The sequence below is a fragment of the Pseudomonas sp. WS 5010 genome (genome assembly GCF_012985565.1).
In the GTDB taxonomy this organism is placed as follows: Bacteria; Pseudomonadota; Gammaproteobacteria; order Pseudomonadales; family Pseudomonadaceae; genus Aquipseudomonas.
Window position 1 is genome coordinate 400,063 of the sequence record NZ_JAAQWQ010000004.1, and the last position, 13,372, is coordinate 413,434.

A 13,372-nucleotide genomic window follows, 5' to 3' on the forward strand; every position below is an offset into this window, starting at 1 on the left:
TCCTACAGGGGGAGGGTTTATTCTTTGATGAATTTTCCGGTGACGTAGGCCGAATAGTCCGGTAACACGGTCTCTACTTTCCCTTGTTCCTTAAGAAATTTCGCCGTCTCCCCAATGGCCTTGGCTGTCCCACCATTGAGCAAAGCGTCGGTTCGCTGCGCCTGTGCATCGGGGAAGGTGCTGCCTTCCAGCAGTTCGGGGATGTCTGCGGCGTTTGCGCCGGTCAACCGGGCGATCTTCTGCACCGGTACCGAATCCGCCGTCCACTCGGATTTGTGCGCTGCGTACTCGGCAAACGAATCCAGGGTGACCTTGGCAAACTTGGCCACGACCTCCGGATGTTTCTCGGCAAAGTCCTTGCGCGCCACCCACACCTCGAACGTCGGCGCGCCCCATTGGCCCACCTCGGCGGCGTCGGTCAACGTCTTGCCGGTCTTGCGGATTTCCCCCAGGGCGGGCGACCAGACAAAGGCACCATCGATATCCCCGCGTTTCCAGGCTGCGGCAATTTCGCCTGGTTGCAGGTTCACCACTTTCACCTGGGTGGTGTCCAGGCCCCAGTGTTTCAAGGCCCCGAGCAGGCTGTAGTGAGATGTGGAGACAAAAGGTGTGGCAATGGTTTTGCCGATCAGGTCCTTGGGTGCGTCAATTTGGCTGCCGTTACGCACTACCAAAGCTTCAGAACTATTGATCTGAGCCGATACGATGAAGGCTACGATGGGTAGATTGCGGGATGCGGCGGCCGCCAACGGGCTGGAGCCGAGGTTGCCGATCTGCACATCGCCGGAGGCAATCGCGGTGACCACGTCCGGGCCGCTATTGAAGCGGCGCCAGTCGATTTTCTCGCCGATGGCCTGCTCATAAACACCATCGGCCTGGGGCACTTTGCTCGGATCGATGCCGGTCTGATAACCGATGGTGAGGTTGGCGGCCTGCACCCCAAAAGAAAGTGTAAGCGATAGTAAAACTGTAACAAATTGACTAGAGGATGCGCGTTTGGCCATGATGGCGTCGCCTTTTTGATCGTGAGTGACGTGTGCGAGATTCTGCTCACACTAAACGATCTAAAAAATGGCCAATAAATACCCTTTAGGAATTAGCTTATGGAGCGATACCCCGCTGCGGGATTGTCGCGCCATGGAAAGTGTTATTCCTGAATAGTATGAAAAAGGATGAAATAATTCTTTTTGGGTGTATGAAAAACTCATTACCCTGCAGGGACCAAATCAACTGCGATTAGACGAAGGTAGTAGACACACAAGGTTACGATTGACTTGTCAGTCACGATCTGGCGCTAATCGCGCATCTGTGGATCGAGGGCGTCAGACCCGAGACCAAAGAACTACAAAAATTAGAAACGAGAGGAGCGGTACATGAAGAAGTCCACATTGGCGTTCGCCGTCGCAGCTGGGGTTTTGGCCCAGCAAGCTGGCGCCGCTGGTTTTGTTGAAGACAGCAAGGCAAGCGTTACTGCACGTAATTTCTACATCAATACCGACAACCGTGATGGCACGGCCAAGCCTTCCAAGCAGGAAGAGTGGGGCCAGGGCTTCATTTTCAACTTTGCTTCGGGCTACACCCAAGGCACCGTTGGTTTTGGTGTTGATGCAATCGGCCTGTACGGCGTCAAGCTGGACTCCGGTAAAGGCACTGCCTACAACGGCAACAACTCCAAGGGCGGCACCGTGTTCCCTAGCGACCACGACGGTCGTGCGGTAGACGACTTCGCCAGCCTGGGCCTGACCGGTAAGGTTAAGATCTCCAAGACCGAACTGAAGCTGGGTACCTTGCTGCCGAAACTGCCGGTAGTGACGTCCAACGACGGTCGTATGCTGCCGCAGACCTTTGAAGGCGGTCAGATCACCTCCAACGACATCGACAACCTGACTCTGGTTGGCGGTAAGCTGGAACACGCCAAAGGCCGTAACTCCACCAACAACGACTCGCTGACCATCGCTGGCTCCAACGGTGCAACCCGCACCGCTACCGCCAACGCCCGCAGCAACGAGTTCTACTTTGCTGGTGGTGACTACAAGATCACCAAGGACCTGACTGCCCAGTACTACTACGGCAACCTGTCTGACTTCTACAAGCAGCACTTCCTGGGCCTGACCCACAACTGGGCGCTGCCAGTCGGTAGCATCAAGTCCGACCTGCGTTACTTCAACAGCGACTCCGACGGCAAGAACTCGAGCCAGGAAGGTCGTATTGCCGGCTACCGTGCTTCGGGCTACCAGAATGGCGGCGAAGTCGACAACCGCACCTGGAGCGCCAAGTTCACGTACAGCCTGCAAGGCCACGCCATCAGCGCCGGCTACCAGCGTGTCAATGGCACCAGCGACTTCCCGTTCCTCAACCAGGGTGATGGCGCTTCGGCTTACATCATCACCGACATGCAGATCGGCAAGTTCCAACGCGCCGGTGAGCGTACCTGGTTGGCCCAGTACGCCTATGACTTCGCAACCATCGGCTTGCCAGGCCTGACCACTTCTGTGGTCTACCTCAAGGGCGACAACATTGCCGCCGTGAATGGTGACAAAAGCGAGTGGGAACGTGACTTCAACCTCGGCTACGTAATCCCTGAAGGCACCTTCAAGGGCCTGGGCCTGGCCTGGAAAAACGCTTCGCTGCGTTCCCAGGTTACTACCCAGCGTGACCAGGACGAAAACCGTCTGATCGTCAGCTACACCCTGCCGATCCTGTAAGACCAGCAGTAAAACCTTGCCCGGCGCAATGCCGGGCAAGGTGCTGTTGCTTTCAAGTCGGGCTCAACCCCCGCAAGCCCTTCCTGAACCCCTCTTTCTACAGCGTCTCAAGGCCTTCTCGAACCTTGGGTGCATGTTGGCCTGCGCCTTGGTTGCGGTCCAGTGAACAGATTTTTAATATTCCTTTATCGTCTAAATAAATCGATATTTATTCTTTTTAAAATCTCATCGGCACAGGCACAGTGGGTTCCATAAGCACTCATCAGGAGCCACACCATGAGCCTCAGACTGGGCGATATCGCCCCCGACTTTGAACAGGATTCCAGCGCCGGCAAGATTCGCTTCCACGAGTGGCTGGGCGATAGCTGGGGCGTGTTGTTTTCCCACCCGGCGGACTTCACCCCGGTGTGCACCACCGAGCTGGGTTTCACCGCCAAGCTCAAGGATGAGTTCGCCAAGCGCGGGGTCAAGGCCATTGCCCTGTCGGTAGACCCGGTGGACTCCCACCACAAGTGGATCGAAGACATCAACGAAACCCAGAACACCATCGTCAACTTCCCGATCCTGGCCGATGCCGACCGCAAGGTCTCGGACCTGTACGACCTGATCCACCCCAATGCCAACGACACCCTTACCGTGCGTTCGCTGTTCGTGATCGACCCGAACAAAAAGATTCGCCTGACCATCACCTACCCGGCCAGCACCGGGCGCAACTTCCACGAAATCCTGCGGGTCATCGACTCGTTGCAGCTGACCGACAACTACAAAGTCGCCACCCCGGCCAACTGGCAGGACGGTGACGAAGTGGTGATCGTGCCTTCGCTCAAGGATGAGGAAGAGATCAAGAAGCGCTTTCCCAAGGGCTATCGGGCGGTGAAGCCGTATCTGCGGCTGACCCCACAGCCCAACCGGTAACCCGAATCCAATGTGGGAGCGGGCTTGCTCGCGAATGCGGTGGTTCAGCAAGAAATGTGCTGACTGATACGCCGCAATCGCGAGCAAGCCCGCTCCCACAAGTTAATCGCATTTCAGTACTCACATAGCAGGGGTTTTCAGGCCGTTTCGACGGCCTTTTTTTTCGCCTGGCGAATGATCTTTCTTATATGCAATTTAAGAATAAACAAATGAAAAAATAAGATTTATAGATATATAAATCTGCTGATAAGGTCTGTCCCATCTTGGCGCCATCGCCGCACCGCGAACCGCCGACACTTGCTCAAGGAAACTCCAGATGCTGGTCGTAACACTTGGTGGCAGTCCCAGTCAGCGTTCCCGCTCGGGGGTCTTGCTGGATCATTCCCGGCGCTGGTTGCAGCAGCAAGGCGTGGAAGTGGTGAGTTATCAGGTACGGGACTTCCCGGCCGAAGATTTGTTGTATGCCCGCTTCGACAGCCCGAAGGTCCTCGACCTGCTGGCCCAGGTGGCCAATGCCGATGGTTTGCTGATTGCCACGCCGGTGTACAAGGCTTCGTTTTCCGGTGCATTGAAAACCGTCCTCGACCTGCTGCCGGAACGCGCCCTGGCCCACAAAGTGGTATTGCCCATGGCCACCGGCGGCAGCATTGCCCACATGCTGGCGGTGGACTACGCCCTGAAACCCGTGCTGTCGGCGCTGAAAGCCCAGGAGCTGCTGCACGGGATTTTCGCCGAAGACAGCCAGATCGCCTACGGCGAAGGCAGTGCCCAGGCGCAGTTGGTGCCGATCCTTGAACAACGCTTGAGCGAAGCCCTGGAGCAGTTCTACAGCGCCATGGCCCGCCGCCCGCAACCGCTGGACCCCCATGTGTTGAATGAACGTTTGTTGAGCGCTCGCTGGAGCATTTAAGCCGAACCCTAATGTAAGAAACCCTCACCTTACTCAGCCGCCAACGGCCAAGCAGGTGCAGCCACAACCCTCATCGTCAATTTGGAGAGCGCCATGCGCACTGTCATCTTGCGTCGGGGCCTGGTCGCACTGTTTGCTGCGGCTGTGTCCTTCGGCGCCATTGTTCAAGCCCAAGCCGCAGAAACCCTGCGGATCGGTTATCAGAAGTACGGCACCCTGGTGCTGCTCAAGGCCAAGGGCACCCTGGAAAAACGCCTGGCGGACCAGGGCGTGAACGTGCAGTGGACCGAATTTCCCGGTGGCCCGCAGTTGCTTGAAGGGCTGAATGTCGGCTCCATCGACTTTGGCGTCACCGGCGAGACCCCGCCAGTGTTCGCCCAGGCCGCCGGCGCCGACCTGCTCTACGTCGCCTACGAACCGCCAGCGCCGACCAGCGAAGCCATCCTGGTACCCAAGGACTCGCCGATCAAATCGGTGGCCGAGCTCAAGGGCAAGAAAGTTGTGCTCAACAAAGGCTCCAACGTGCATTACCTGCTGGTGCGCGCCCTGGAAGACGCGGGCCTGAAATACACCGACGTACAGACCGTGTTCCTGCCGCCCGCCGACGCCCGTGCCGCCTTCGAGCGTGGCAGTGTCGATGCGTGGGTCATCTGGGACCCGTACCAGGCGGCTGCCGAGAAGCAACTGCAAGCCCGCACCCTGCGTGACGCCACCGGCATTGCCGATAACCACCAGTTCTACCTGGCCACCAAGCCTTACACCGAAAAACACCCGGACGTGATCAAGGCGTTGGTGGAAGAAGTGCGCGCCGTGGGCGAATGGTCCAAGGCCAACCCCCAGCAAGTCACCGAACAAGTCGCACCATTGCTCGGCCTGCCGGCTGACATCACCCTGACCTCGGTGAAACGCCAAGGCTACGGAGCGCTGTTCCTGACCCCGGAAGTGGTCGCCGCCCAGCAGAAAATCGCCGACACCTTCTACCAGCTCAAATTGATTCCCAAGCCCTTGAGCATCAAGGACGTGATCTGGACGCCACCTGCGACCGTTGCCAAAGCGCCGTAATCCGACTTCTTCAGGAGACAACTCCATGAGCCTCAATATTTTCTGGTTCCTGCCAACCCACGGCGACGGCCATTACCTTGGCACCGCCGAAGGCGCTCGCGCCGTGGATCACGGTTATTTGCAGCAGGTCGCCCAGGCCGCTGATCGCCTGGGCTTTGGCGGGGTGCTGATCCCCACCGGGCGCTCCTGCGAGGACTCGTGGCTGGTGGCCGCCTCGCTGATCCCGGTGACCCAGCGTCTGAAGTTCCTGGTTGCGCTGCGCCCCGGGATCATTTCCCCGACGGTGGCGGCGCGCCAGGCAGCGACCCTTGACCGGCTGTCCGGTGGCCGCGCACTGTTCAACCTGGTGACCGGTGGCGATCCAGAAGAGCTGGCCGGTGACGGCCTGTTCCTCAGCCATGAAGAGCGCTACCAGGCCTCGGTGGAGTTCACCCGCATCTGGCGGCGCGTGCTGGAAGGCGAAACCGTGGACTACGACGGCCAGCACATCAGCGTCAAAGGCGCCAAGCTGCTGTACCCACCGATCCAGCAACCTCGGCCGCCGTTGTATTTCGGCGGTTCTTCCGAAGCGGCCCAGGACCTGGCAGCCGAACAAGTGGAAATGGTCCTGACCTGGGGCGAACCACCTTCGGCGGTGGCGGAAAAAATCGAGCAGGTGCGGGCCAAAGCGGCGAAGCTCGGGCGCACCGTGCGCTTCGGTATTCGCTTGCATGTGATCGTGCGTGAAACCAATGACGAGGCGTGGAAAGCCGCCGACAAACTGATCTCCCATCTGGACGACGACACCATCGCGCGCGCCCAGGCGTCGCTGTCGCGCTTTGATTCGGTGGGCCAGCAACGCATGGCCGCCCTGCATGGCGGCAGCCGCGACAACCTCGAAGTCAGCCCTAACCTGTGGGCCGGCGTCGGCCTGGTACGCGGTGGTGCCGGCACGGCACTGGTGGGTGACGGGCCGACCGTGGCGGCGCGGGTCAAGGAGTACGCGGACCTGGGCATCGACACCTTTATCTTCTCCGGTTATCCACACTTGGAAGAGTCGTACCGGGTCGCGGAATTATTGTTCCCGCACCTGGATATCGAACGTCCCGAGCTGCCGAAAAGCGCCGGTTACGTCAGCCCGTTTGGCGAGATGGTGGCCAACGACATTCTTCCCAAAGCCGCGTCGCAGAGCTGAGGCGCCGTCATGAATAGTCAACGGATTCTGCATCGGCTGGCGCCGTGGGCGCTGCCGGTCCTGTTGCTGGCGGTGTGGCAGTTGTCGGTGTCGGCGGGCTGGTTGTCGACGCGTATTCTGCCGGCCCCCAGCGCAGTGATTGCGGCTGGGGTACATCTGGTCAGCAGCGGTGAAATCTGGACCCACCTGGCCATCAGTGGCTGGCGCGCGGGCCTGGGTTTTGTGATCGGCGGCGGCATCGGCCTGGCCCTGGGCTTTATCACCGGCCTGTCGAAATGGGGCGAACGCCTGCTGGACAGCTCGGTGCAGATGATTCGCAACGTACCGCACCTGGCGCTGATCCCGCTGGTGATCCTGTGGTTTGGCATCGATGAGACGGCGAAGATTTTCCTGGTGGCCCTTGGCACGCTGTTCCCGATCTACCTCAACACCTATCACGGCATCCGCAACGTCGACCCGGCGCTGGTGGAGATGGCTCGCAGTTACGGTTTGTCGGGTTTGAGCCTGTTTCGCCAGGTGATCCTGCCCGGCGCCTTGCCCTCGATCCTGGTGGGGGTGCGCTTTGCCCTGGGCTTTATGTGGCTGACGCTGATCGTTGCGGAAACCATCTCGGCCAGTTCCGGCATTGGCTACCTGGCTATGAATGCCCGCGAGTTCCTGCAAACCGACGTTGTAGTGCTGGCGATCGTGCTGTACGCGGTGCTCGGCAAGCTGGCGGACCTGGCGGCGCGGGGCCTGGAGCGGGTCTGGCTGCGCTGGCATCCGGCCTATCAAGTACATAAAGGAGGTGCGGCATGACCGCTCAACAACCTCCACGCCTGCTGCGGGGTATCCCGTTGGCGGTGCGCAAGCTACGCAAGGCCTTTGGCGCGCGGGAAGTCCTGCGCGAGATCGATCTGCACATCCCGGCGGGCCAGTTCGTCGCCGTGGTCGGGCGCAGTGGCTGCGGCAAAAGTACCTTGCTGCGCTTGCTGGCCGGCCTTGATAGCGCCACCAGTGGCGAGTTGCTTGCAGGCTCCGCACCGTTGAGCGAAGCGCTCGAAGACACGCGGCTGATGTTTCAGGAAGCGCGCCTGCTGCCCTGGAAAAAGATCATCGATAACGTCGGCCTGGGCCTTAAAGGCAACTGGCGGCCCCAGGCCCTTGAAGCGCTGGAAGCGGTCGGCCTGGCCGAGCGTGCCGATGAGTGGCCGGCAGCGTTGTCCGGTGGCCAGAAACAACGGGTGGCCCTGGCCCGCGCCCTGATTCACCAGCCGCGCCTGTTGCTGCTGGACGAACCTTTGGGGGCGCTGGATGCCCTGACCCGCATCGAGATGCAGCAACTGATCGAAAACCTGTGGCGCAAGCATGGTTTTACCGTGTTGCTGGTGACCCATGACGTCAGCGAAGCCGTGGCCATTGCCGACCGCGTGATCCTGATCGAGGACGGCGAAATCGGCCTCGACCTGCATGTGGAACTGCCACGCCCGCGGGTCCGCGGCTCCCATCGCCTGGCGGCCCTGGAAACCGAAGTGCTCAACCGTGTGCTGTCACTGCCCGGCACGCCGCCTGAGCCGGAACCTGTTTCACCGTTGCCTACGCAATTGCGTTGGGCGCAATAACTCACTTGTCCCTTAAGGAATAACACCATGACTATCAAAGCGATCAACGTGCGTAACCAGTTCAAAGGCACCATCAAGGAAATCGTCGAAGGCGACGTACTGTCGGAAATCGACGTGCAGACGGCGTCCGGCATCGTCACGTCAGTGATCACCACCCGCTCGGTCAAAGAGCTGGAGCTGGTGATTGGCAGTGAAGTGATTGCGTTTGTGAAGTCCACCGAGGTGTCGATCGCCAAGCTGTGATCGGCTTCAGGCCACTATCGCAGGCAAGCCAGCTCCCACATTTCGATCTGCGAATGCATTCAAAGTGTGGGAGCTGGCTTGCCTGCGATAAGGCCGGCCCGGTCACTACAACACTTATCGCTTAGGCAAAAACACCGGCAAATAAAGCCCCACATACGCATCGAATACCCGCATCCCTTCCTCCGCCATGCGCGGGGTGATCTGCCCATGCTGATGCACCGAGCGCGCATACACGCGGTCGCTCAGTTCCAGTGCCAGGGCAAACACGTCCACATCCGCCGGCAGCGTCGGCACCTCAAAGTGGCGGTTGAACACTTGCAGCATCAAGTCCCCCAACTCCAGGTCGTGCTGGCGGTCGGCCTGGGTTACTTCGGTGAGGCCGTGCTGGGCGAGGATCAATTGGCGGGCGGCGGCGTCCTTGCTGTAGATCGCCAGCATGCGCAGCTCGACCAGGCGCGACAGGTCGCGCCAAGTGTGCAGTTGGTCGTGGTCGATGGGTGCTTGCAGCGCTGCGCGGAAGGCGGCGTGCACGTCTGCCGTCAGGGCTTCGAGCAAGGCCGGTACGCTGGCGAAAAAGTGATACACCGAGGACGGCGGAATCTGCGCCCGTTCGGCCACGCTGTAGATCGACAGGCTGGCCACACCTTCGGCGGCCAGCAAGGTGCGGGCGGCGTCGAGGATCGCGTCGATCCGGGCCTGGCTGCGGGCGCGGGGTTTGCGAGGGGCGGCGGGGCGGGTCATGGATGTCTCCTACAGGGCAGCGGGCATTGTATGAGCAGGAAGGTGTGTTGTCTGCCAAACCGCTATCGCTGTAGGCGCGGGCTTGCCAGCGATCCGCCGCAGGCGGCCATAAAAAAACGCCACAGGCCATAAGCCTGCAGCGTTCATTTATTGCAGCCACCGCTTACACGGTATGCAGGTACCAGTTGTATTCAAGGTCGGAGATGGAGTGTTCGAACTCCTCCAGCTCACTTTCCTTACAGGCGACGAAGATATCGATGTATTTCGGATCGATGTACTTGGCCATCACCTCGCTGTCGTCCAACTCGCGCAGGGCGTCGCGCAGGTTGTTCGGCAGGCTTTGCTCGTTCTGCTCGTAGCTGTTGCCTTCCACCGGTGCGCCAGGCTCGATCTTGTTGGTCAGGCCGTGGTGCACGCCTGCCAGGACCGAAGCCATCAGCAGGTAAGGGTTGGCATCGGCGCCGGCCACACGGTGTTCGATACGTACGGCATCGGACGAGCCGGTCGGTACGCGAATCGCCACGGTGCGGTTGTCCAGGCCCCAGCACGGCGAGTTCGGCACGTAGAACTGTGCGCCGAAACGACGGTAGGAGTTGACGTTGGGGCACAGGAAAGCCATTTGTGCAGGCAGGGTCTCCAGCACACCGCCGATCGCGTGACGCAATGCGGCGTTCTGCTCGGGATCCTCGCTGGCAAAGATGTTCTTGCCGTCTTTGTCCAGGATCGAAATATGCACGTGCAACCCATTGCCGGCCTGGCCTGGGTAAGGCTTGGCCATGAAGGTGGTATCCATCTCATGGTCGTAGGCAATGTTCTTGATCAAACGCTTGAGCAGTACCGCGTAGTCGCATGCCTTGATCGGATCGGCGACGTGGTGCAGGTTCACTTCGAACTGCGCCGGGGCACTTTCCTTGACGATGGCGTCAGCTGGGATGCCTTGCTCTTTGGCACCTTCCAGAATGTCCTGGAGGCAGTCGACGTATTCGTCGAGGTCGTCGATCAGGTAGACCTGTGTCGAGTGCGGGCGTTTGCCGGAAATCGGCGAGCGGGGAGGTTGTGGCCGGCCGTTCACGTTCTCCTGGTCGATCAGGTAGAACTCAAGCTCGAAGGCGGCGCAGATGGTCAGGCCCATATCGTCAAACTTGGTTACAACTTGGCGGAGCACTTCGCGCGGATCGGCGAAGAAAGGTTCACCTTCAAGTTCGTGCATGGTCATCAGCAGTTGCGCGGTAGGGCGCTTTTGCCAGGGTTCATTGCACAGGGTGTCGGGGATTGGATAACAGATTCGGTCAGCATCACCGATGTCCAGACCCAGGCCGGTGCTTTCCACCGTCGAGCCATTGATATCCAGGGCAAATAAAGAGGCCGGCAAGTTGATGCCTTTCTCGTAAACCTTGTGGAGGCTGGTGCGTTCGATGCGCTTACCGCGCACCACACCATTCATATCCGCAATTAGAAGGTCTACGTACAGAACCTCAGGATGATCCTTAAGGAACGCGTTCGCTTCGTTAAGCTGAACGGCACGCGGGGGTACCGACATGATGCAACACCTTTGTTGTTAAAAATATCAATCATTGATCTTTTCTGGTTTCAGTCAACCCGAACGGCTTGCCGAAGTCAAGCGAGGCCTTTTTTGCCCTAAAAAAGCGCCCGGGGGGCTTTTTTGCGGCTTTTTTGGGCAGTTTTGCCAGTTTGACCGGCTTGGGACTAGCAGGCTTGAGCGGGCCGTGTTGTATTTTTTACGGGGGTGTTGTGTAAAAAAATGAACAAGGCTAAGCTCGATTCAAACCCATAACAGCAATAATACCGGGGTGCTTCATGTCTGGCCTGCCGTTAATCGGCGTCACCGCCTGCTCCAAACAGGTTGGTCTGCATGCTTATCACATCAGTGGCGACAAATACGTCCGCGCCGTGGCAGTCGCTGCCAAGGGCCTGCCATTGATTATTCCGTCCTTGGCGGAGCTGTTCGAACCGGCCAATATTCTTGACGGTCTGGACGGCATTCTCTTTACCGGCTCACCTTCCAATATCGAACCCTTCCATTACGACGGTCCGGCCAGTGCGCCCGGGACTGCCCATGATCCTGCACGGGACCAGAGCACCCTGCCGCTGATTCGCGCCGCGATTGCCGCAGGCGTGCCGGTGCTGGGGATTTGCCGGGGCTTCCAGGAAATGAACGTGGCCCTGGGCGGCAGCCTGCACCAGAAGGTTCATGAGTTGCCGGGTATGCTCGATCACCGCGAAGACGATACCCAGCCGCTGGAAGTCCAGTACGGCCCGGCGCACGCCGTGGCGATTGCCCCGGGCGGGGTATTGGCGGGCCTGGGCTTGCCGGACACGATCCAGGTCAACTCGATCCACAGCCAGGGCGTCGACCGCCTGGCGCCGGGCCTGCAGGTCGAGGCGACCGCGCCGGACGGCCTGGTCGAGGCTTTTTCGCTCAAACAGGGCAAGGCTTTTGCAGACGCTTTTGCATTAGGAGTGCAATGGCACCCTGAATGGCAGGTAAGCTCCAACCCGTACTACCTCGCGATCTTCCAGGCATTTGGCGATGCCTGCCGAACGCGGGCGAAACAAAGAGACGCGCACGCGTCAAACAACGCCTGACCTTTAATGGATGTCAGGAAACCCAGCCCAGAGGCATTTATGAGTAACAACCTCGACCAGCTCACCGATTGGTTGAAAGACCACAAGATCACAGAAGTCGAATGCATGATTGGCGACCTCACGGGGATCACCCGGGGCAAGATCTCGCCGACCAACAAGTTCATTGCCGAAAAAGGCATGCGCCTGCCCGAGAGCGTTCTGTTGCAGACCGTGACCGGCGACTATGTCGAAGACGACATCTATTACGAATTGCTCGACCCGGCCGACATCGACATGATCTGCCGCCCGGACCAAAACGCTGTGTTCCTGGTGCCCTGGGCCATCGAGCCCACCGCCCAGGTGATCCACGACACCTACGACAAGCAAGGCAACCCCATCGAGCTGTCGCCGCGCAACGTGCTCAAGAAAGTCCTCAAGCTCTACGCCGACAAAGGCTGGCAGCCCATCGTGGCGCCGGAGATGGAGTTCTACCTGACCAAGCGCTGCGAAGACCCGGACTTCCCGCTGCAACCGCCGATTGGCCGCTCTGGCCGTCCGGAAACCGGTCGCCAGTCCTTCTCTATAGAAGCGGCCAACGAATTCGACCCACTGTTCGAAGATGTCTACGACTGGTGCGAGCTGCAGGAACTGGACCTCGACACCCTGATCCACGAGGACGGCACGGCGCAGATGGAAATCAATTTCCGTCACGGCGATGCCCTGTCCCTGGCCGACCAGATCCTGGTGTTCAAGCGCACCATGCGTGAAGCCGCGCTCAAGCACGACGTGGCCGCCACCTTCATGGCCAAGCCGATGACCGGCGAGCCCGGCAGCGCCATGCACCTGCACCAGAGCATCATTGATATCGCCACCGGCAAGAACGTGTTCTCCAATGAGGACGGCTCCAAGAGCGAGCTGTTCCTGCACCACATCGGTGGCCTGCAGAAGTTCATCCCCGAGCTGTTGCCGCTGTTTGCGCCTAACGTCAACTCGTTCCGCCGCTTCCTGCCCGACACCTCGGCGCCGGTGAACGTGGAGTGGGGCGAAGAGAACCGCACCGTGGGCCTGCGCGTGCCTGATGCCGGCCCGCAGAACCGCCGCGTGGAAAACCGCCTGCCGGGCGCCGATGCCAACCCGTACCTGGCCATCGCCGCCAGCCTGCTGTGCGGCTATATCGGCATGGTCGAAGGCATCAGCCCGAGCGCCCCGGTGGTCGGTCGTGGTTACGAGCGACGCAACCTGCGCCTGCCGTTGACTATCGAAGATGCGCTGGAGCGCATGGAAAACAGCAAGACCATCGAGAAATACCTGGGTCAAAAATTCATCACTGGCTACGTCGCGGTCAAGCGGGCCGAGCATGAAAACTTCAAGCGCGTGATCAGTTCGTGGGAGCGGGAATTCCTGCTCTTCGCCGTCTGATGCGCCGGGTGCGGCC

13 protein-coding genes are annotated in these 13,372 nt (G+C 59.8%); 10 read left to right on the forward strand and 3 right to left on the reverse strand.

Annotated elements, in window-relative coordinates; translation table 11 throughout:
• Positions 1-17: 17 nt before the first annotated feature.
• A complete protein-coding gene (tauA, locus tag HBO11_RS15000) occupies positions 18-1,004 on the reverse strand; it encodes a taurine ABC transporter substrate-binding protein (RefSeq protein ID WP_169954994.1) in 987 nt (328 codons plus the stop codon).
• Between the two features lie 369 nt (positions 1,005-1,373).
• Between tauA and HBO11_RS15005 the strand changes: the two genes are divergently transcribed.
• The 8 genes from HBO11_RS15005 to HBO11_RS15040 all read left to right on the forward strand — a co-directional run bounded on the left by HBO11_RS15005 (position 1,374) and on the right by HBO11_RS15040 (position 8,610).
• Positions 1,374-2,705, forward strand: coding sequence for an OprD family porin (locus HBO11_RS15005; protein ID WP_169954993.1), 1,332 nt, complete (start codon positions 1,374-1,376; stop codon positions 2,703-2,705).
• A gap of 276 nt (positions 2,706-2,981) precedes the next feature.
• Positions 2,982-3,620, forward strand: a complete 639-nt coding sequence (locus HBO11_RS15010; RefSeq protein ID WP_169954992.1) for a peroxiredoxin — start codon at positions 2,982-2,984, stop codon at positions 3,618-3,620.
• 316 nt (positions 3,621-3,936) lie between these two features.
• Complete coding sequence (gene ssuE, locus HBO11_RS15015; RefSeq protein WP_038444301.1) at positions 3,937-4,530, forward strand: NADPH-dependent FMN reductase; 594 nt, start codon at positions 3,937-3,939, stop codon at positions 4,528-4,530.
• A 93-nt stretch (positions 4,531-4,623) separates the two neighbouring features.
• A complete protein-coding gene (locus HBO11_RS15020; protein ID WP_169954991.1) occupies positions 4,624-5,592 on the forward strand; it encodes a sulfonate ABC transporter substrate-binding protein in 969 nt (322 codons plus the stop codon).
• Between the two features lie 25 nt (positions 5,593-5,617).
• Positions 5,618-6,766 (forward strand): FMNH2-dependent alkanesulfonate monooxygenase, encoded by a 1,149-nt coding sequence (gene ssuD, locus HBO11_RS15025; protein WP_169954990.1) that lies wholly within the window; start codon positions 5,618-5,620, stop codon positions 6,764-6,766.
• Positions 6,767-6,775: 9 nt separating this feature from the next.
• The gene (gene ssuC / locus HBO11_RS15030) at positions 6,776-7,564 is read left to right on the forward strand and encodes an aliphatic sulfonate ABC transporter permease SsuC (protein ID WP_169954989.1); all 789 of its coding nucleotides are present in this window, start codon (positions 6,776-6,778) and stop codon (positions 7,562-7,564) included.
• Positions 7,561-8,367, forward strand: a complete 807-nt coding sequence (gene ssuB, locus HBO11_RS15035) for an aliphatic sulfonates ABC transporter ATP-binding protein (protein WP_169954988.1) — start codon at positions 7,561-7,563, stop codon at positions 8,365-8,367. Before ssuC ends, ssuB begins: the two co-directional genes overlap by 4 nt.
• Before the next feature lie 27 nt (positions 8,368-8,394).
• Complete coding sequence (locus HBO11_RS15040; RefSeq protein ID WP_003213899.1) at positions 8,395-8,610, forward strand: TOBE domain-containing protein; 216 nt, start codon at positions 8,395-8,397, stop codon at positions 8,608-8,610.
• Positions 8,611-8,724: 114 nt separating this feature from the next.
• Here the strand turns inward: HBO11_RS15040 and HBO11_RS15045 are convergent, their stop codons facing one another.
• Both HBO11_RS15045 and HBO11_RS15050 read right to left on the reverse strand, forming a co-directional pair.
• Positions 8,725-9,351 (reverse strand): TetR/AcrR family transcriptional regulator, encoded by a 627-nt coding sequence (locus tag HBO11_RS15045; RefSeq protein ID WP_169954987.1) that lies wholly within the window; start codon positions 9,349-9,351, stop codon positions 8,725-8,727.
• Between the two features lie 163 nt (positions 9,352-9,514).
• Entirely contained in the window at positions 9,515-10,891 is a 1,377-nt protein-coding gene (locus HBO11_RS15050) for a glutamine synthetase family protein (protein ID WP_057440427.1), read from the reverse strand.
• A gap of 278 nt (positions 10,892-11,169) precedes the next feature.
• On the opposite strand from HBO11_RS15050, the gene HBO11_RS15055 reads away from it, so the two are divergent.
• Positions 11,170-11,958: a gamma-glutamyl-gamma-aminobutyrate hydrolase family protein gene (locus HBO11_RS15055; RefSeq protein WP_169954986.1), complete on the forward strand. Its 789-nt coding sequence runs from the start codon at positions 11,170-11,172 to the stop codon at positions 11,956-11,958.
• 39 nt (positions 11,959-11,997) lie between these two features.
• Positions 11,998-13,356, forward strand: coding sequence for a glutamine synthetase family protein (locus HBO11_RS15060; protein ID WP_169954985.1), 1,359 nt, complete (start codon positions 11,998-12,000; stop codon positions 13,354-13,356).
• Positions 13,357-13,372 lie beyond the last annotated feature (16 nt).

Excerpts from the sequence above, each read along its gene's own strand:
- ssuE (WP_038444301.1), top strand. The coding sequence starts at position 3,937 with ATGCTGGTCGTAACACTTGGTGGCAGTCCCAGTCAGCGTTCCCGCTCG.
- HBO11_RS15010 (WP_169954992.1), top strand. The coding sequence starts at position 2,982 with ATGAGCCTCAGACTGGGCGATATCGCCCCCGACTTTGAACAGGATTCC.
- HBO11_RS15060 (WP_169954985.1), top strand. The coding sequence starts at position 11,998 with ATGAGTAACAACCTCGACCAGCTCACCGATTGGTTGAAAGACCACAAG.
- HBO11_RS15040 (WP_003213899.1), top strand. The coding sequence starts at position 8,395 with ATGACTATCAAAGCGATCAACGTGCGTAACCAGTTCAAAGGCACCATC.
- HBO11_RS15050 (WP_057440427.1), bottom strand. The coding sequence starts at position 10,891 with ATGTCGGTACCCCCGCGTGCCGTTCAGCTTAACGAAGCGAACGCGTTC.
- ssuD (WP_169954990.1), top strand. The coding sequence starts at position 5,618 with ATGAGCCTCAATATTTTCTGGTTCCTGCCAACCCACGGCGACGGCCAT.
- ssuB (WP_169954988.1), top strand. The coding sequence starts at position 7,561 with ATGACCGCTCAACAACCTCCACGCCTGCTGCGGGGTATCCCGTTGGCG.
- tauA (WP_169954994.1), bottom strand. The coding sequence starts at position 1,004 with ATGGCCAAACGCGCATCCTCTAGTCAATTTGTTACAGTTTTACTATCG.
- HBO11_RS15020 (WP_169954991.1), top strand. The coding sequence starts at position 4,624 with ATGCGCACTGTCATCTTGCGTCGGGGCCTGGTCGCACTGTTTGCTGCG.
- HBO11_RS15005 (WP_169954993.1), top strand. The coding sequence starts at position 1,374 with ATGAAGAAGTCCACATTGGCGTTCGCCGTCGCAGCTGGGGTTTTGGCC.
- HBO11_RS15055 (WP_169954986.1), top strand. The coding sequence starts at position 11,170 with ATGTCTGGCCTGCCGTTAATCGGCGTCACCGCCTGCTCCAAACAGGTT.
- ssuC (WP_169954989.1), top strand. The coding sequence starts at position 6,776 with ATGAATAGTCAACGGATTCTGCATCGGCTGGCGCCGTGGGCGCTGCCG.
- HBO11_RS15045 (WP_169954987.1), bottom strand. The coding sequence starts at position 9,351 with ATGACCCGCCCCGCCGCCCCTCGCAAACCCCGCGCCCGCAGCCAGGCC.